The following is a 17622-nucleotide window of genomic DNA, read 5'->3' on the forward strand; positions in this document are numbered from 1 at the left end:
GCCTCACCCCTTCGTCGCTCCGCCGGTCAGGCCCTTGACGAAGTGCTTCTGGAAGGCCAGGTAGAAGATGAGGATCGGCAGCGTGGACAGCAGCATGAGGGCGAAGACCGAGCCGTAGTCCGCCTGGTGTTCGCCGATCGCCCGGTAGATGCCGACGGTCACGGTGGTGCCCGTGGCCGGTCCCAGGATGATCAGCGGGTTGAGGAAGTCGTTCCAGATCCACACGCCCAGGAAGATCAGCACACTCGCCGACGCCGGCCTCATCAGCGGGAAGACCACCTGCCAGAAGACGCGGAACGGGCCCGCCCCGTCGAGCTCTGCGGCCTCTTCGAGTTCGCGCGGGATCGTCTTCACGAACCCGGCGAAGACGAGGACGCCGAAGGGCACGTAGTAGCCGACGTAGGCCAGGACCAGCCCGGGCACGCTGCTCATGAGGCCCAGCGACCTGAGGACGTCGGTGATCGGGGTGAGGATCACCGCCGGCGGCACCATCAGGCCGCACAGCAGCGCGACCATCGCGACCTTGCCCAGCACGCTGGTCGAGCGGGCGAGGTAGTGGCCGAGCATGGCGGATATCGCGGTGATGAGCAGGATGGAGACGGCCGTGACCTCGATGCTGTTGACCAGCCCGTACCAGAAGAGATGGTCCGAACGGGTCAGCACACTCTCGATGTTGTCCAGGGTCGGCGGCAGCGGCAGGCCCATCGGGTTCGACACGATGGCCGAGCCGTCCTTGAAGACGTTGACCAGCACGAGGTAGATCGGCAGAAAGAAGAGGGCGCCCGTCAGGAGCGCGAGGAACGGCCGCAGCCGGGTCCGTGTTCTTCTCATGATCAGGAGGACACCTCGCGTTGTTGCAGGAGCCTGAGCGCGACCACCGAGATCGCCGCGACCAGGGCCAGCATCACGGCCGCCATCGCTGAGGCGTAGCCGATGTGATTGCCGGTGAAGGCCGTCTGGATCACATGGAAGGCGAGGGTGGACGTCGTGCCGGGTCCCGGGCCGCCGTTGGTCAGGACCTGGACTTGGTCGTACGCTTTGAAGCCGCCGATCAGCGACATCACCGTGTTGATCGTGACGGCGGGCGCCAGCATCGGCCAGGTGACGTGGCGAAAGCGCATCAGCGGCCCGCAGCCGTCGATGGCCGCCGCCTCGTGCAGTTCCTGCGGGATGCCCTGGAGCCCTGCGAGGTAGATCACCACGCAGAAACCCAACCCCTGCCAGGCGATGACCCACGAGACCGTGTACAGCGCGAGGCCGGGATCGGAGAGCCAGCCCGGCGGGTGGTCCACCCCCACCTGCCGCAGCATGGAGTTGAGCAGACCGTCGTCGACGAGGATGGTCTGCCAGATGACGCTGACGACGACCGCGCTGAGAACGACCGGGACGAAGAACACGCTGCGCAGCGCGTTGTACAGCCAGCCGCGCCGGTCCAGGAGCATGGCGATGGCCAGGCCGCCCGCGTTGGTGGCGATGGTCACGATGGCCGTGATGACGACGGTGTTCTGCAGAGCCGTGTGGAACTCGTCGTCGGAGGACAGGTCGGAGAAGTTGTCCAGCCCCACGAACTGGGTGGGCGGGTTGAACGGGTTCTTGTTGGTCAGGCCGTAGCCGACGGCGATGCCGATCGGTACGAGGACGAGGGCCACGTAGACCAGCAGCCCGGGGGCCGCGAACACGGCGAAGCGGCTCAGACCGGCCCGCGAGCGTGCCCGCCGGGACGGGGCGGGCGGCCGCTTCGCCCGTACTGCCCGCTGCCCGCCGGCAGCCGTACCCCCTCCCCGGGGCGCGGCAGCCGGCGGGCGGATGCGACGTCGAGTCCTGATCTCCACTATCGCGTGGCCTTGTCCCACTGCGAGTCCATGTACTCCCCGAACTCCTCGGCCGTCATGCTGCCGCTGAGCAGTTTCTGGACCCCGGCCGCGGCCTTGTCGGCCAACCCCGGGGGCAGGGAGCCGTCGCCGGTCTCCTGGGAGAAGGAGTTGACAACCCCGTCGGCGCCGAGCGCCTTCTCGTAGCTGTCGACCGTCGCCTGGTAGACGGGGCCCATGTCGGCCGGGGGCGAGTAGCCCTTGATGTCGATGATGAGACCGTCGGCCTTGACGGCGGCGTCGAGGTTCTTCTCGTCCTCCATGAAGGCCCGCGCCCACTTCTTGGCCAGCTCCACGTCCGCCGCCTGCGAACTGACGGACATGCCACCGCCGGTGACGCCCGGCAGGGCGGGCGAGCCGTCGTCCGTGGGCCAGGCGAACACCCCGGTCTCGAAGCTCGTCTTGTTCGTGTCGGCGGACGCCGAGAACCATGTGCCCATCGGATACATGGCGCCCTTGCCGTCGCGGAACGCCTGCTCGGTGTCGGCGTACGTGCGCGACAGCCCGGCCCGGTCGATGTAGCCCTTGTCGGCCAGGTCGGCGACCTTCCGGGCGGCGGAGACGAAGGCCGGATCGCTGAACTTGACCTTCCCCTCGGTGCGCTGGGACAGCCAGTCCGGCGTCTCCTTGTAGAGATCCGTGGCCACGGTGCAGATCAGCGGGAACATGTCGGCCCATGTGTCCTTGCCGCCGCCGCCGACCACGAACGGGTTGATCCCCTCGGCCTTGAGCTCGGCGGCGGTGTCGAGCAGCTCGTCGTACGTGCGGGGCGGTGCGTCGACGCCCGCGTCGGCGAAGGCTTCCTTGTTGTAGTAGACGAGCGTGGCCTGGGTGGAATACGGGAGTTGGTAGACCTTGCCGTCATAGGTGTTGGCGTCCGGCTGCGCGTAGTTCTTCAGCTCGCCTTCGGACCACTCGGCCAGCTTGCCCGCCTCCGCGAAGCCGGCCGGGTTCAGGCCGATCATCATGTCCGGGAACTGGCCGGTGCTGTCCAACTGCTTCGCGTAACCGGTGCGGTCGGCGCTGGGGGACACGAGCTTCTTGACGGTCACGCCGGGCACCTTGGCCGAGGCGCGCTTGATCGCCGCGTCCCAGTACTCCGCGTCGAGGTTCGGGGTCTCGAAGGTGAGGAAGGTCAGGGCGACCTTGCCGTCCTCGGACGTGTCGTCGCCGCTGCCGCCTGCCGTACAACCGGCCAGTACGAGGACGCCTGCGAGGGCGCCGGCTCTCAGGAACGTCGGATTGCGTGTGGTGAGTCTCATTGCTCTGCCCGTCGGTGTCGGTGGCGGTGATGGGTGAGTGCGCTGCCGGCGTGCTCAGGTTCGCCCGCGGGGCAACGCCGCATTGCTCTTACTCTTGTGGGCGCTACGGCCGCCAGGGGTGGCCGCTCGTGGTGCACATCCGGCCAGCCGAGTGCTGTGAGTATGGATCTCCGCTCGTGATCGGGTCAAGAGATAGAGCAGAACCATCTCCGCAGCATGGGTGGATAGATGTGATACATATGGTCGACCGCGCAGGACTGAGGCGTGGAGGGCGGACGCCCGTCCACAGTCGACGCCGTCTGTTGTGCCCCCACCGAAGGTGCCGCGCCGGTATCGAGCGGCCGCAGGCGGATGCGGCAGCCGGCCCATGTCTTCCTACGCGAGGGGCGAGCGAGCGATGCGTATCACCGACGTGACCGTGGAACTGGTCGACCTGCCTGCCCAGCCGGACTTCCGGTGGCGCACGGGCCTGCCCGGGGCGGAAGGCCCCGCCGTGGGCGGGATCCTGCGCATCCGTACGGACGACGGGATCAGCGGCGAGGCCCACACCCGGCGCGGGACCATCCTCGCCGACCTGGTCGAACGCCGTATCCGGGAGGACCTGGTGGGCCGCGATCCCTCCCATCGCGAGTTCCTGTGGCACCGGCTGTGGGAGCTGGACCGCATCGAGGAGTTTCCGATCTACGCCCTCGGGCTCGTCGACGTCGCGCTGTGGGACCTCGCGGGCAAGGCCGCCGGACTCCCCGTCCACACACTGCTCGGCACGTACCGCGAAGCCATACCCGCCTACGCGAGCACGGTGACCTTCGCCAGCACGGCGGAGTACCTCGACGTCGCGGACCAGTGCGTGGAGGCCGGCTTCGCCGCGATCAAGCTGCACGCCTGGGGTGACGTACGGGCCGACGCCAGGCTGTGCCACGAGCTTCGGGACCACGTCGGCGACGAGGTCCCGCTGATGTACGACGGCTCCGCTGCGTTCGACCTCGCGGACGCCGTTTATCTCGGCGAGGCCCTGTCGGAGGCCGGATACACCTGGTACGAGGAGCCGATGCGGGAGTTCAGCGTCACCGCGTACCGCCGGCTCGCCGAGCGCGTCGGCGTCCCCCTGCTCGTCGCCGAGACCTCGGACGGCGCCCACATGAACGCCGCCGACTTCATCACGTCCGGCGCGGCGGGGCGGGTGCGGACCAGTGCGCAGTACAAGGCGGGCATCACCGGTGCCATGCGCGTGGCCCACCTCGCCGACAGCTTCCTGCTCAGAGCCGAGGTCCACGGTGCCGGGATCGTCAACGCCCACCTGTGCATGGCCATCTCCAACGCGACGTACTACGAGTCCTTCGTCTACACGAATCCCGTGGTACGCGAACCGTCGGTCGGACCCGACGGACTCCTTCGGGCGCCGACCGCGCCCGGCATCGGGTACGACCAGGAGGGCTGGTCGGGCGGAGTCGCGTGCCCCCGGGCCTGAACCGGGGGCGGCGCGCCGGGGGGACGGCCCGTTTCCACGAGGGGCGAGAGCGCACACCCGGCTTCGCCGCGGCCGGTGACCGGACCCGGTGGGGCCGGCCGGCGCGGGCAACGGCCGGGACGGCCGCCGCCCGCTCGCTGCCGGCCGGGGTCAGCGCGTGACGCGGATGCGGTAGCGCTCGGTGGCGACGGGCAGGCCGCCCGTCTGGTGAGCCGTGACCGTGAACGCGGCCGTCCCCTTCTCCTCCGGTGTCCCGGTGATGCCGCCGGTGTCCCGGTTGAGCGTCAGGCCGTGGGGGAGGGCGCCGGCGGTCACCTCGAATCGCACCGTCGCCGGTGTGTTCGTCGCGACCTTCGTCTCGTACAGCCCGCCGAGCGCCGCCCCGGGCAACTCGTCGGCCGTCAGCCGCGGACGCGGTGCCACCACACGCTGCGGGTCACCGATCGGCGCACCGCCGGCGTCGAGTTGCTGCAGCGACCACTCGCGGTCCGCCTCGACGACGCTCAGGTGCCACTGGGTGGTCCTGTCCCGCAGTTGCTCGCGCTGCGCCCCGGTGAAGGCGCCGAGATTGCGTGCCGTCTCCCATTGCTTGATCGCATCGAGGACCCGCGCCGTGTTCTCGCCGCCGCCGTCGAGGCTGGCCACGGAGGACTGAAAGCCGACGCCCGCGTTGAGGCCGGCGCCGCGCGCGAGCTTGCCTTCGATGCTCAGCAGGTCCTCCGAGCCGGACAGGCTGATCCAGCCGAGCATGCCGGGCAGGAAGTTGGCGCGGTAGAACTCGTTGTTGATGAACACCTGGTCCATGCTGGTGACGCCGACCTCGCCCCAACTGGCGCGGGTCAGTGCGTCCCAGGTGTTGGACGTCATCCGGCTGGTCTCGGTGATGAAGCCGTCCCCGGTCCCGTTCTGCTCGTACGTGCCGTTGACGAGCAGCGCCTGGCCGTAGTTGCCCCAGCCGGACTCGGATGCCGACTCGACGCCGTCATAGGAGTTGGACATGATCCCCGTGCTGTTCCAGGCGGTCGCCAGGCGCGAGGCGATCTCCCGGATGATGCCCTCCCCGCCGATCGGGCCGCCGTAGCTGTTGACCGCGACCCGGCTCGCCCGGTCCCGCGCCGCATGGGGAGCCGCGACCGAGCCCCACCGGGCCCGGCGCACCCCGGTCACCTCCCACTCCGCGCCGGTCTGCCGGGCGTTCTCGTACGACACGAACTCGTCGCCGAGGCGCAGCACCTTCCCGTACATGCCGCCCTCCAGCGGCGCGTCGGACGCCAGGTGGAGCGTGGTGTCGGTGGCGGCGGCGGGCCGGGTGAGCGGCGCGCTTCGGGTGAGGGCCAGCCGGTCGTCGGCCGGGGAAGGGGTGACGTAGGGGTCGTCGGTGCCGATGAAGTCGGAGATGGTGTGGACGCCGAGGCGTACTCCGTGGTCCGCGGCCAGCTCGACGGCCTCCCTGGCGCCCGCGTCGCTGCCGCCGAGGCTGGCGTCGAACCCGTAGTGCCCGGTGGACTGCCACGGCCCCACGGCGTTCGGAAGCGAGTAGAGGTAGTCGATGCCGGCGGCCCTGGCGTGGCGTGCGGCGGTGGGGATGTTGCCCGTCCGGAGGTCGCCCAGCACCAGGAAGGACTGGCTGGACGCCTGCGCCGCCTTCTGCCACTGCCCGTCCTGTGTCGGATACGGCAGCTTCTCACCCGCGGCGATTTCGGACAGCACGGTCGGGGCGAGCTCGGGTGCCGACCCGAACAGCGCGATCTCCGAGCCGGCGATCCTCCCCTCGCCCCCGGGCAGCGGCCCGACGGGGATGTGGTGACCGGTGCGCGACTGACGCACGCGCTCCTCGGTGTAGTCGTAGGTGAAAGCGCGCAGCACCGAGCCCCAGGGCGTCCGGCCCGCGGCGCTCCACTCCTCGTGCGAGGCGACCTGCAGGTCGGAGGGGTTGTCCGCGACCTCGGACTCCCAGCCGAAGTCCTGGTACTCCTGTGGCCAAGCGCCCTCGGTACGGTCCGTCAGGGGCCGTAGCCCGATGGCGAATTCGTCGTCGCGCACCACGCCGACCGTCTCGCCCACCGTCTGCGTGATGTCTGTGGCCACCGGTCCCCACAGCAGCGTCTGTACCTCGGCGCCGTCGGGGGCGGCGACCCGGGTCGCCGTGAGGGTGGTGTAGGTGCCGCGGCCGGCTGCGCGTACGTCGATCTCGTAGCCGGCCTCGCGGTTGGCGAACGTGAGCACGCCGGGCCGGGTGCGGCTGCGTACGACCTCGGTGGGCGGTATCTGCCGCCCGTCGACGACGAGACTCACCAGCGGCGCCGACTTGCCGGTCGCGAGGTGGTCCGTGCCGGTCCGGGCGTCGGTGAGGGAGGTGACGGTGCCCGTCGCGTCCATCCCGACGACGAGGTAGCCGGCGTCGAGCCGTACCGTCGCCGCTTCGCCGGGCCGGGCCGTCCCGGACAGCGCGGAGGCCGCGCCGACGGCGGGCTCGACGCCGCTTGCCGGCAGGCCGGTTGCGGTGAGCCCGAGGGCCAGCGCGCCGACTGCCACGGAGGCGCGCCAGGGGCGTCGATGTCTGAGGGGCATGGGTGTCCTCTCCCGCCGCGGACCGCGGCATGGCGTCAGGTCACATCCGGCAAATATTTCTTACTCTTCTAGAATTAATTACGGATGTCGGTGCCCCGTCAAGGGTGGGAGCGGACCGGGCGGGCGGAGTCCGGTGTCAGGTGGTGCCCGGCAGGCGGAACAACTCCCGCTCCACCGCGTCGAGTGCAAGCCGTACGCCGCCGAGCGCTGCGGCCTCGTCGCCGAGCGTGGAGGCGGCCACCTCGACCGGGAAGAGACACAGCTCGGCGAGGCGGCTCCGCAGGGGCGCGAGAAGCAGTTCGCCGGCGCGCGAGAGACCGCCGCCGACGACGACGAGCTCCGGGTCGACCGTCAGGACCATGGCCGCCACGCCCTGCGCGAGGTCGCCGGTGAAGCCGGCCAGGGTCCGCTCGGCGCGGTCGTCGCCGGCGCGTACGGCTTCGAACAGGGCTTCCGCTGAATCTCCGTGGGCGAGCAGACGGCCGGGCGCGGTGTGCCAGCCGGAGCCGCGGAGCACGCCGATCTCGCCCGCGGCGCCGTGGTGCCCGGCGCGCAGCCGGCCGTTGAGGAGCACGCCCGCGGCGATGCGGTGACCGACGTGGATGTAGATCACGTCCTGGTGGCCGCTGGCCACCCCCCGCCACTGTTCGCCCACCGCGGCCAGCGAGGAGTCGTTGCCCACCGCGACCGGCACGCCGAAGGTCTTCGCGAAGGCCGCGGCCAGATCGGTGCCCGCCCACTCCGGCATCCGCCCGCTGACGGTGACCGTGCCGGTCGCGGAGACCACACCGGTGGTGGCGACTCCCGTGGCGCGTACGTCGGTTACACCCTGGGCAGCCGAGCGCAGGGTGCGACGGGCCAGCGAGCGGGCGGCGGCGATGCGTTCGACGGGGGAGTGGGCCGGCCCCACGGCCGTACGGTGCAGGGCGAGGACGTTGCCGCGCAGATCGGCCACGATCGCAAGGATCTTGTGGACGCCGATGTCGAGCCCCAGGACACAACCGGCTTCGCCGCGGAAGCGGTATCGCTTGGCAGGGCGGCCCACCTGGCGCGGCCCCTCGGCCGCCGGGGCCACCTCCGCCACCCACTGCTGCTCGACGAGGCCGGCCAGCGCGTTCTCCACGGTGTTGCGGGCCACCGCGGTGGCCTTCACCAACTCGGTGAGGGTCAGCGCGTCCGCGGCGTACAGCGCACGCAGGACGGCGGCCTGGTTCACCCGGCGCAGCAGTGAGGGATCGCCTCCGGTGGTGATCATGTTCGGCTTTCCTTAGAAGCGCAGTTATTTGTGAAGCAACCAGAAGTATTTTGCCTGGCCGAGGGGCGTAGGTGAACGAGGCGATCCACGTCCCCGCCGACAAGGAAACCCGGGCCAGGCTCCTATCGAGGCACTTCGGCTCACCCTCGACCCACCCGAACCCGGTCCGGACCTTCGCCACTTCGGTGCCGTCGGGGCGGGCTCCGCTGGGAAGCCACATCGTGGATCCGCCTCCGACCGCCTGTGGCATGCCCGGCGATCTCCGGGACTGCCCGGACATCACAGAGACAGGAAAGAAGTGCGCCGCCCACGCGACCGGTGGTCAGGTCAGGCCCGCGCGGTAGACGAGCAGAGCGATCTGAACGCGGTTGTTGAGATCGAGCTTGGCCAGGATGTGGGAGATGTGGGACTTGACGGTGGGGACGCTCATGTAGAGCGTGGCGGCGATATCGGCGTTGGTGCGGCCCTGGCTGACGGCGAGGGCGACTTCGTGTTCGCGGGAGCCGAGTGCCTCCAGGCGGCGTCGGGCCTCGGCCGCTGACAGGGTGCCGGCGGGCGCTGTGGGTTCGGGGTTGTTGGTCGTGACGGTGTCGATGAGCTGGCTGAGGGCTTCGGAGGACATGACGGGCTCACCCGCGGCGGCCTGCCGGACGGCGTCGATGATCCGGTCGGGGCGGGTGTGTTTGAGGAGGAACCCGGCGGCGCCGGCCTGAAGTGCACGCAGGACATAGTCGTCGCTGGTGAAGGTGGTCAGCATGACGATCTCGGGGGCGTCCGGGCGGTTTCGCAGCAGCCTGGTTGCTTCCAGGCCGTCCATGCCCGGCATCCGGATGTCCATCAGGACCAGGTCGGGACGGTGACGGTTGACCAGTGCGTCGACCTCGCTGCCGTCGCCCGCTTCGGCGACGACGTCTATGTCCTTCGCGGAGGCGAGCATCAGTTGCAGACCGGCGCGCACCAGAGCATCGTCGTCGACCAGGAGGACCCGGATCATGCGGGCCACGGCAGGTGCGCCCGGACCTCATGAGTCCGCTCCGTCCGGCCGTAGCTGAGGCTGCCACCGACCAGTGCGGCGCGCTCCCGCAGGCCGGAGAGCCCCGACCCGCTCCCCGGGAGACGAGCGCTGCCGGAGTCGGACAAGTCATTCATGATCGCTATATCCAGTCCTGTTCCCGGAGTGCCGTGCAGATGGATGTGGACGGCCTGTCCGGGTGCGTGCTTGTGGGCGTTGGTGAGGGCTTCCTGCACGATCCGGTAGACCGTGCGGCCGATCGTGGCCGGGACCGCCCCCGGCTCGGCGATGTCCTGATCCACGTCGACACGCATCCCGGCGCTCCGGGACTCGTCGAGCAGCCGCGTCAGGTCACCGAGGGCGGGCTGCGGCGGCTCGGGATCGCTGCCGTCGGGCTGCAAGGGGGTGCGCAGCACGCCGAGGATCTTCTGCAGATCCTCCATCGCCTGGTGCGCGCTGGACCGGATGACCCCTGCGGCCTGTGCGACCTGGGCCGGGGATGCCTCACGGTTCAACTCCAGGGCGCCGGCGTGCACGCTCAGCAGGGACAACCGGTGGGCGAGCACATCGTGCATCTCCCGCGCCAGCGCCTCGCGCTCGCGCTGACGGATCTGCTCTGCCCGCCAGGCGGCCCGTGCGCGTAGCTGCTCCCCGCGCTCGTGCAGCCCGCGAAGGAACAGGCCCCACCCGACCGCGGCCCCGACCAGGACACCACCGGTCACAGCGGCGGCGAGTACGGCTGCCGTGAGGAAGGGGTCCAGCACCAGGTAGAGCGGCACCGGGATCAGGGCGAGTGCCGTGACGGCTGCTGTGGTCCGCGCCGAGCACATTGAGGCGACGGTGAACAGGGCGACCAGCGCGGCAGGCGCGAGCGGAGTGGCTGTCGCCGCGACGACCAGGACCACGCAGATCGCGACCGGCCGCCTCCGGCGCCACATCAGCAGCGCGCAGCCTGCCCACGGCACCGCCGCGTAGAGCGCCGCCAGGGCCGGCGGCAGCGGGCTCCCCAGCCACAACAGCGTGGGGGCGGCGACATCGACGAGTCGCGGATAGACCGACACGCCACTCGACTGCGCGAAGCCGACCGTCATGCACAGCGCCGCGCTTCCCGCCGCGACGGCGGCGTCGAGCAGCCGTCGGTGCCGTGCGATCTTTCCCCATTCCATAGCGAGCTATCGTACGGCGTCGAAACGGTCGACTGCCTTGACGGGGTGTTCACCGCACTCACTTCTATACCAAAGTATAGAGATTCTCCGGGAGTCATCCTTTCGGCACCTACTTTCCGCCGAAGAAAGAACCCCGCCGCCATTCCTAACGTGTTTCCAGCAGCGTTTTTCAGCGCGAAAGGAAACACCCTTGAAGAGTTCTCCCGTCGGCCTACGGCCGATTCTCACCGCCGGCGCCCTCGTGATCGGTGTGCCGGCCGGGGCGGACGGCCTGCCGTTAGCCGCCCGCCTGACGGACCTGCCGTCGTCGCCCGTGCTGTTCCGGGAGGCATTCCACGGACCGGCCGTGGGTCGGATGCTGCTGATCCTCGTCGGCGTGGTCGCCTCCGGAACCGCGCTCCGCCGCAGCCTGCGCCCCCTGTGTCCCACCGTCGACACCGCGGACAGGTGACCGCCCCCATGCGCCGCACCGCACACGCCGCCACGGCGGCCGCGATCCTGGCCGCCGGCCTCGCCGCCTGCAGCACCCTCACCGGCGTCACCTCCCCCGCCGACGCCCGTGCCGCGGCGGCGGAGGACCACAAACCCCGAGGCCCCGTCGACTGCACCACGGCCACGTGCGTAGCCCTTACATTCGACGGTGGCCCGAGCGCCCCGACACCCGATCTCCTCGACATCCTCAAAAAGGAAAAGGTGCCCGCGACTTTCTTCCTGCAAGGAAAAGGCCACACGGAGAAATATCCGCAGACCATCCGCCGCATGGCGGCCGAAGGGCACGAAATAGCAAACCACACCTGGTCCCACAAAGACCTGACCGCGCTGAACGACGATCAGATACGCGCCGAGGTCTTGCCCGTCCAGAAGGACATCGAAAAGGTGACGGGCAAGGCGCCCGTCCTGATGCGCCCGCCGCAGGGCACCACCAATGACAAAGTGTCGAAGGTCCTCAAGGACCTCGGCCTGGCCCAGATCCTCTGGAGCGTCACCGCCAAGGACTACGCCACCACCGACACCGCCCTCATCAAGCAGCGCGTCCTCGACCAGACCGGCCGCGACGGCATCATCCTCCTGCACGAGCGCTACGCAGGCACGATCCCCGCCGTACCGGACATCATCCGCGACCTCCGCGCCCGCGGCTTCACCTTCGTGACCGTCTCCCAACTGATGTCCCCCGCCCGCCCCCAACCGGGCAAGGTCTACCGGCCGTGAGCGCCGCCGCCCAGACTGCGGCGCACCTGCGCCGACAGCCACGGGCTGACGAAGCTGTCCGTTGCCGCACATCCAAATCGGCTGCGAACTCCGGTCCGCACGGCGTTCTGCTGCCGGGGCAGGTGCTGCTTCTCGGGTCGGCGGGTGCCGAGCGTGCCGAGGAGTCCGCCGATGGACAACGTCGCCGCTGTCGTGGTGGCGCCCGTCCACCCGAAGTGGTCGTAGGCGAGGGAGCCGATTGCGGATCCGATCGCGCCTCCGAGGAACATGGCGGTGCCGTAGACGGTGCTGATCCGCGATCGCGCTTGCGGTAGTAGGTCGTAGGCGACGTTGTTGGCGACCACCGTCTGGGGCGAAAGCTCGTGGATCATGTCCCTGACCGGCTGGTAGGGGATCTGCGAGTACGGGACCTGCCAGCCCCAGCCGTCGAACCAGAGGTAGTCGATCTTTCCGTACTCGGTGAGCAGCTCGCGCAGTTGGTTCCTGACGAGCTTCTCGCGTGGCAGCTCCTTCGAAACCGTCTTGCACCGGCATCCCGACCTCCTTCTCCGGCGGCGTCACCCACCAGGCTGCCTTGCTCACCTCCCCGTGGGACGAGATGTCTGTCCAGGTCCGGAGGGGATCCGCCCGGTGCAGTCCGTGGGCTGCCGGCTGGAATCCACGCCCACCACACTCCGGTCGATCGCACCGACGGCATCCGAGTGCTGCTGGACGTGGGCTGGCAGCCGGTCCCAGGTGCCGTCGGCCGACCAACGGCGGAAGCGTTCGTAGACCGCTTTTCCCCGGGCCGTAGCGCTCGCGCAGGACACGGCCTGGGCCCGCCGGGCGAGGGGATGACTTCACGTCTCGGGGCGGCGGACTTACGGTTTGTGGGTTACCCAGAGCAGTTCCGCCGGCCAGCGGTGTGCCCAGTCGGGTGGGTCGGTTTCGTTGTAGCCGTTGGGTGTTCCGGCTTCGGGCCGCGGCTCGATGAGGTCGTCGACGATGAGACCCGCGCCGCGCAGGACCTTGACCCAGTCGCCGTAGGTGAGCTGATAGCTGGTCGCGCCGTCGTCTTCGGCGATGGTGTTCAGCCCGAAGTAGTCCTGCTGCAGCGTCGTGGTCACGCGGCCGGCGGCTTCGTCGTAGCAAGCTTCGAACCATGGGCTGGCGACGTTGAACACCAGACGCCCGCCTCGGTCCAGGACGCGCGCGGCCTCCGGGACGGCCAGGTGCGGGGGCGCCCAACTGAGCCCACCGAAGTCGCAGAACACCAGGTCGAAGCTGTCGGCGGCGAAGGGGAGTCGTTCGGCGGCGCCTTGCACCAGCGGGTAGCGGGCTGCTCCCATCGTGCGGGTGGCTGCGGCGAGCTGGGCCTCGGACAGGTCGAGCCCGACCACGGTGGCGCCCTCGGCGGCGAGCGCCCTGGACCACTGGCCGGCGCCGCAGCCGAGTTCGAGGACGCGCTTGCCGGTGACATCGCCGAGGGCGTGCAGGTGCGCGTCGGGGATGGAGTACATGCCCCACAGCCGGGGTGTGGCGCCGATTCGCGGGTCGTGCTTGTGCTGGTAGGCGCTGCTGATCTGGTTCCAGAGCCGCCGGTTGGCGGGGATGCTGTCCACGTGCCGACTCCAGCACTGCCTGCCGGGGGCGGTCAAACACGATGAGGGCACTGGCCGGCCCCCGCCTCGGTTCGGCCCCGGCTCGGCCCGTGATCCGCCGGACGAGCCCCGGGGTATGTCCGGTGGATCGGACAGCGATCGGACCCACAAAGGGACCAGAATGCCTTGGACTGCGGATCGGCCGGTCGCGCAGTATGGCGGCCCGGTGTTTCCTGCGGGGGAGAAGGTCGTTGGTGGATGTGGTCCTGGAGACGGAGCGGCTGGTGCTGCGCCGTTTCACCGAGGCTGAGGTGGACATTCTGGTCGAGCTGGACAGCGATCCCGAAGTGATGCGCTTCCTGACCGGTGAACCTACGGCGCGTGCCCAGATCGAGGACGAGGTGCTGCCGAAGATCCTGCGGGACTACCGTCTGGGGCCGGCGGGGCGATGGGCCGCCATCGAGCGCTCCTCCGGGGAGTTCGTGGGATGGCTGAGTCTGCAGCCGCCCCGGGACGGCAGCGTCGAGCACGTGGAGCTCGGATACCGGTTCAAGGCGTCGGTCTGGGGCCGGGGCTACGCCACGGAAGGAGCCCGCGCGTTGATCCGCATGGGGTTCACCGAGCTCGGCGTCCAGCGTGTGTGGGCGCAGACCATGGCGGTCAACACGGCCTCCCGCCGAGTCATGGAGCGGGTTGGCCTGAAGTACGTGAGGACCTTCCATCTGGACTTCGACGACCCGCTTCCGGGCAGCGAGCACGGCGAGGTCGAGTACGAGCTGTGCCGTGCCGACTGGGCCGCCGGTCAGGACATTTGAGGGGAGTGTCGACTCGGTCTGCCACTTCCCGGAGCGCGCAGGCAGCCTGCGCACCGCGCTCGCCCGCAGGGCTTTCGGGGGAGCCGCGGCCGATCAGCCCACACCGGCTGCCGCCTGCACTACTCTTGCTCGCTGCGAAACCCGAGCAAGTGCGCCCGCCTGAGACCGGCTCGTCGCCGTATCCGCCCGGAAAGGCCCACGCGTGACATCGCACCAGAACTACGCCCCGCAGGGGACCGGCCACCCGCTCGCCGCCTACGGCTGGACCGGGGAACGAGAGGCGGACTTCGCCCCGTTCGCCGCAGCCGGGCTCGTCCCGGGGCGCGTGGCGCGGGTCGATCTCGGCCGCTGCGACGTCGTCGTTCCGGACCCCTCCGGCGCCGGGGTACATACCGTCCGAGCTGAGACGGCGCCCGTGCTGGACCCCGACCCGGTCAACTGCCCCTGCACCGGCGACTGGGCCGCGGTCGATCCCGGTTCGCGGGGCCCGGTCGCGCTCGCCGCACTCCTGCCGCGCAGCACCGCGCTCGTCCGGAACAGTGCCGGGTCCGCGTCGGACGGGCAGGCGCTCGCCGTCAACGTCGACGCCGTGCTGATCGCGTCCTCGCTCGCCGCGAAGCCGGACCTCGGGCGTATCGAGCGCTGTCTGGCGCTGGCCTGGGAGAGCGGGGCGCAGCCGGTCGTCGTGCTGACCAAGGCCGACGTCGCCCGCGACCGGAGCCACGCCGACGACGTGCAGGCCGCGGCGCCCGGTGTGACGGTCCTTGTCGTCAGCGCGGTGAGCGGGGAGGGCATGGACCTGCTCCGCGCGTGCCTGCCCGGCACGACCGCGCTGATCGGCCCGTCCGGCGCCGGGAAGTCGACCCTGACCAACGCCCTGGCCGGGGCCGAGGTGATGGCCGTGGGGGAGACCCGGGAACGGGACGAGAAGGGCCGTCACACCACGACGGCCCGCGAGCTGATCGCGGTCCCGGGCGGCGTCATCATCGACACGCCGGGGCTGCGCAGCGTCGGCCTGTACGGCGGCGACGGGCTGGAGCGGACGTTCGCGGACGTCGAAGCGCTCGCCGCCGAATGCCGGTACCACGACTGCGCGCACGACGCGGAACCGCAGTGCGCGGTGAAGGCCGCCATCGAGGACGGGCTGCTCCCCGCGCGGCGCCTGGTGAGCTACAACAAACTGCTACGCGAGAACGAGAGGATCGCGGCTCGCTCCGACGCCCGGCTCGCCGCCGAGCGGGCGCGCCAGGGGAAGCACCGGTGGAAGCTCATGAAGGCGGAGTCGGGCAAACCGCGCCCCTGAGAGCCCCGGGGTCAGTTCCAGGACGCGAGTACGGCCGACGGCCCGCGGTACCACCAGCCGCGGTACTCGGGGACGGCGTACGGCCGCACGGCCGGGTCCGACGCCACGGCCAGGACCATCGCGTCCGCGAGCCGGCGGCTCAGCGCGGCGCCTATGCAGCCGTGTGCGCCGGCCCCGAACGACAGATGCGCCCGGTCGCCGCGGTCCGGTACGAAGGCGTCGCCGTCCGGCCAGCGCCGCGGGTCCCGGTTCGCGCTGGGCAGCACCCCGATGACCCGGGTACCGGCCTCGATCGCGACGCCCGAGAGTTCGGTGCCGACCCGCGCCTCGCGGGTGATGCCGCCGATCGGCGACTCCCAGCGCAACGCCTCGTCCACGAAGCTCTGGCGCAGGGCCGGCGATGCTGCCAGCCGCCGGCGCATTTCGCCGTCCGCGGTGAGCACGCACGCCAGCACTGTACTCAGCCCTTCCCGTGGCCCCGCGTCCGCCCCGATGATCATGAACTCGACCATCCGGCGCGTCTCGTCCTGCGAACTCGACGCTTTCGCCATACAGCCCAGCACCGTGTCCGGGCGCGCACGCCGCCTGCCCGCGACGTACTCCGCGACCATCGACAGGATCTCGGCGCGGACACCGTCGACGTCGTCCCGGGGGGTGCCGAACTCGCGGAAGTCGAAGGCGCCCTCGCTCACCAGCGGGCCCCAGCGGTCCATCTGCGCCGGCGTCACGGTGTCCTCGCAGCCGAGCAGGTCGATGGTGGCCCGGGCGACCAGCGGGACGCAGAACTCGGCCGCGAGGTCGCACGGCGTGCCGTCCGCATACGACCCGCGCAACTCCGCGTAACGCCCCGCGACCTCGGCCGGCATCCGGGGGTCGGCGGCCCGGAACGCGGGCAGCATCGCCGACCGTGCGGCGCGGTGCTCCTGCCCCTCGCTGTGGAGCATGTTGGGCCCGACGAACCGGGTCAGATAGCTGTCCGGCTGGTCCGAGCGGAACAACTCCGCGGTGGAGACCACCGTCTGCACGTCGGCCCAGCGCAGCGCGAGCAGCGCTTCGAGTTCGGTGCACACCGCCACCGGGCTCTCCTCCCGCAGGCGTCGCAGCACCGGGTTGGGGTCGGCCTCGAGTTCGGCGAGGGCGACCTCCGCCGGGGCGTGCCGTTCGCCGAGCCGGTCCCGGATCTCGCTGAACGGCACCGCCGTCCTCTCGCGCGAAGCGGTCACAGCCCGGGAATTGTGTTGTCCGAGAAAATACCCTGCTTGACGAAGAAACCCATCGGCTTACGCACCGCACGCCGCACCGCTTCCTTGCGTCCGGGGTGGGCGAGCACCCGGGTGCGAAGCCCCGGCATGTCGCCGAGCCCGGCGTCGCGATAGACGACGGAGCTGCAGAAGGAATTCAGGATCACGGCTATGTAGTCCTTGAGGTAGGACTCGACCTCGCCCCGCTGCTCTTCCGTCATCGACGGACGGGCACGCTCATAGAGCATGCTCACCAGTTCGCGGCCGAACGCGATGTGCCGGGACTCGTCACGGTGGTGGACCCGGTTGATCTCGCGGATGGTCTCGTGGAGCAGTGCGTCGCCCGCCATGGTCATGTTGTAGTGGTCCACCAGCTCCTCGAAAATCAGGATCCGGCTGAACACCAGGAAGTTGGCGAGGTCGGTCTCCTTCTCCGACTCGCCCTTGATCCGGAGCGTCGAGTAGAGCTTTCCGCCGTAGCGCAGACAGAACTCGGCGAAGAACCACATGTGCTCGTTCTCTTCGCCGATGAAGTGGTGGAAGAACTCGGACGTCTCCTCGAACCCGCGGGTGTGGATCCGGTCGATGACCTCGTTGAGAAGCTCACGGATGCCGTGCACGTTCATGCTGTAGAAGTTGATGCTCTCCCACTTGCTGAGCGTCATCTTCTGCGACTCGGTCAACTCGTTCTCGAGTTCGGTGCCGTGGATGCTGAGCAGCGATGGTGACATCCAGTAGGCGTTCTCCGGCAGGGAGTCCGGCCAGTCGAAATGGGTGTACGGGTTGTAGTGGTCGGTGACGGACTTCTCGGTCAGCCGCTCGAGCACTGCGGAGAAACGGTCCGACGATTCGGTCGTGGTGGTCATGTG

The 17622-nt window shown here is 70.0% G+C and carries 16 protein-coding genes and 1 pseudogene; 5 read left to right on the forward strand and 12 right to left on the reverse strand.

Annotated features, from left to right (window positions below; all coding sequences use genetic code 11):
- Window positions 1-3: 3 nt before the first annotated feature.
- Genes CXR04_RS33125 through CXR04_RS33135 form a run of 3 tightly spaced genes read right to left on the reverse strand, consistent with a single transcriptional unit; the run spans window position 4 to window position 3133 of the window.
- Window positions 4-831 (reverse strand): carbohydrate ABC transporter permease, encoded by an 828-nt coding sequence (locus CXR04_RS33125; protein ID WP_101425886.1) that lies wholly within the window; start codon window positions 829-831, stop codon window positions 4-6.
- Between the two features lie 2 nt (window positions 832-833).
- Window positions 834-1832 (reverse strand): carbohydrate ABC transporter permease, encoded by a 999-nt coding sequence (locus CXR04_RS33130; RefSeq protein WP_101425887.1) that lies wholly within the window; start codon window positions 1830-1832, stop codon window positions 834-836.
- Window positions 1832-3133, reverse strand: coding sequence for an ABC transporter substrate-binding protein (locus CXR04_RS33135; RefSeq protein WP_101425888.1), 1302 nt, complete (start codon window positions 3131-3133; stop codon window positions 1832-1834). Before CXR04_RS33135 ends, CXR04_RS33130 begins: the two co-directional genes overlap by 1 nt.
- A gap of 397 nt (window positions 3134-3530) precedes the next feature.
- On the opposite strand from CXR04_RS33135, the gene CXR04_RS33140 reads away from it, so the two are divergent.
- Complete coding sequence (locus CXR04_RS33140) at window positions 3531-4601, forward strand: enolase C-terminal domain-like protein (protein ID WP_101425889.1); 1071 nt, start codon at window positions 3531-3533, stop codon at window positions 4599-4601.
- Between the two features lie 150 nt (window positions 4602-4751).
- Here the strand turns inward: CXR04_RS33140 and CXR04_RS33145 are convergent, their stop codons facing one another.
- The 4 genes from CXR04_RS33145 to CXR04_RS33160 form a co-directional block, all read right to left on the reverse strand.
- Window positions 4752-7172 (reverse strand): Ig domain-containing protein, encoded by a 2421-nt coding sequence (locus CXR04_RS33145; protein ID WP_101425890.1) that lies wholly within the window; start codon window positions 7170-7172, stop codon window positions 4752-4754.
- A 136-nt stretch (window positions 7173-7308) separates the two neighbouring features.
- On the reverse strand, window positions 7309-8427 hold the full coding sequence (locus CXR04_RS33150) for an ROK family protein (protein WP_101425891.1): 1119 nt from the start codon (window positions 8425-8427) through the stop codon (window positions 7309-7311).
- A gap of 322 nt (window positions 8428-8749) precedes the next feature.
- The gene (locus tag CXR04_RS33155; protein WP_101426731.1) at window positions 8750-9421 is read right to left on the reverse strand and encodes a response regulator transcription factor; all 672 of its coding nucleotides are present in this window, start codon (window positions 9419-9421) and stop codon (window positions 8750-8752) included.
- The gene (locus tag CXR04_RS33160; protein ID WP_101425892.1) at window positions 9418-10605 is read right to left on the reverse strand and encodes a sensor histidine kinase; all 1188 of its coding nucleotides are present in this window, start codon (window positions 10603-10605) and stop codon (window positions 9418-9420) included. The genes CXR04_RS33155 and CXR04_RS33160 overlap by 4 nt, the downstream gene beginning before the upstream one ends.
- Window positions 10606-10795: 190 nt before the next feature.
- Between CXR04_RS33160 and CXR04_RS35000 the strand changes: the two genes are divergently transcribed.
- Both CXR04_RS35000 and CXR04_RS33165 read left to right on the forward strand, forming a co-directional pair.
- Window positions 10796-11056, forward strand: a complete 261-nt coding sequence (locus tag CXR04_RS35000; protein ID WP_159072417.1) for a hypothetical protein — start codon at window positions 10796-10798, stop codon at window positions 11054-11056.
- Window positions 11057-11064: 8 nt separating this feature from the next.
- Complete coding sequence (locus CXR04_RS33165) at window positions 11065-11814, forward strand: polysaccharide deacetylase family protein (RefSeq protein WP_101425893.1); 750 nt, start codon at window positions 11065-11067, stop codon at window positions 11812-11814.
- On the opposite strand, the gene CXR04_RS34650 is transcribed toward CXR04_RS33165, so the two are convergent.
- From CXR04_RS34650 to CXR04_RS33180, 3 genes and pseudogenes are all read right to left on the reverse strand, one after another.
- Entirely contained in the window at window positions 11802-12185 is a 384-nt protein-coding gene (locus tag CXR04_RS34650) for an MFS transporter (RefSeq protein ID WP_199850580.1), read from the reverse strand. The genes CXR04_RS33165 and CXR04_RS34650 overlap by 13 nt on opposite strands.
- Window positions 12186-12464: 279 nt before the next feature.
- Window positions 12465-12624, reverse strand: a pseudogene (locus CXR04_RS33175) (transposase); the annotation flags it as partial.
- A gap of 50 nt (window positions 12625-12674) precedes the next feature.
- Entirely contained in the window at window positions 12675-13415 is a 741-nt protein-coding gene (locus tag CXR04_RS33180; RefSeq protein WP_101425894.1) for a class I SAM-dependent methyltransferase, read from the reverse strand.
- A gap of 233 nt (window positions 13416-13648) precedes the next feature.
- Here CXR04_RS33180 and CXR04_RS33185 point away from each other — a divergent pair, with 233 nt between their 5' ends.
- Together CXR04_RS33185 and rsgA are read left to right on the forward strand one after the other, a co-directional pair.
- Window positions 13649-14209: a GNAT family N-acetyltransferase gene (locus CXR04_RS33185; RefSeq protein WP_199850581.1), complete on the forward strand. Its 561-nt coding sequence runs from the start codon at window positions 13649-13651 to the stop codon at window positions 14207-14209.
- 202 nt (window positions 14210-14411) lie between these two features.
- Window positions 14412-15512: a ribosome small subunit-dependent GTPase A gene (rsgA, locus tag CXR04_RS33190; RefSeq protein ID WP_101425896.1), complete on the forward strand. Its 1101-nt coding sequence runs from the start codon at window positions 14412-14414 to the stop codon at window positions 15510-15512.
- An 11-nt stretch (window positions 15513-15523) separates the two neighbouring features.
- Here the strand turns inward: rsgA and CXR04_RS33195 are convergent, their stop codons facing one another.
- Window positions 15524-16735 carry a cytochrome P450 gene (locus tag CXR04_RS33195; RefSeq protein WP_159072418.1) on the reverse strand — a complete coding sequence of 404 codons (1212 nt, stop codon included), beginning with the start codon at window positions 16733-16735 and terminating at the stop codon, window positions 15524-15526.
- Window positions 16732-17580, reverse strand: a complete 849-nt coding sequence (locus CXR04_RS33200) for a diiron oxygenase (RefSeq protein ID WP_234380615.1) — start codon at window positions 17578-17580, stop codon at window positions 16732-16734. Before CXR04_RS33200 ends, CXR04_RS33195 begins: the two co-directional genes overlap by 4 nt.
- Window positions 17581-17622 lie beyond the last annotated feature (42 nt).

Source organism: Streptomyces sp. CMB-StM0423, from assembly GCF_002847285.1.
Classification (GTDB): Bacteria; Actinomycetota; Actinomycetes; order Streptomycetales; family Streptomycetaceae; genus Streptomyces.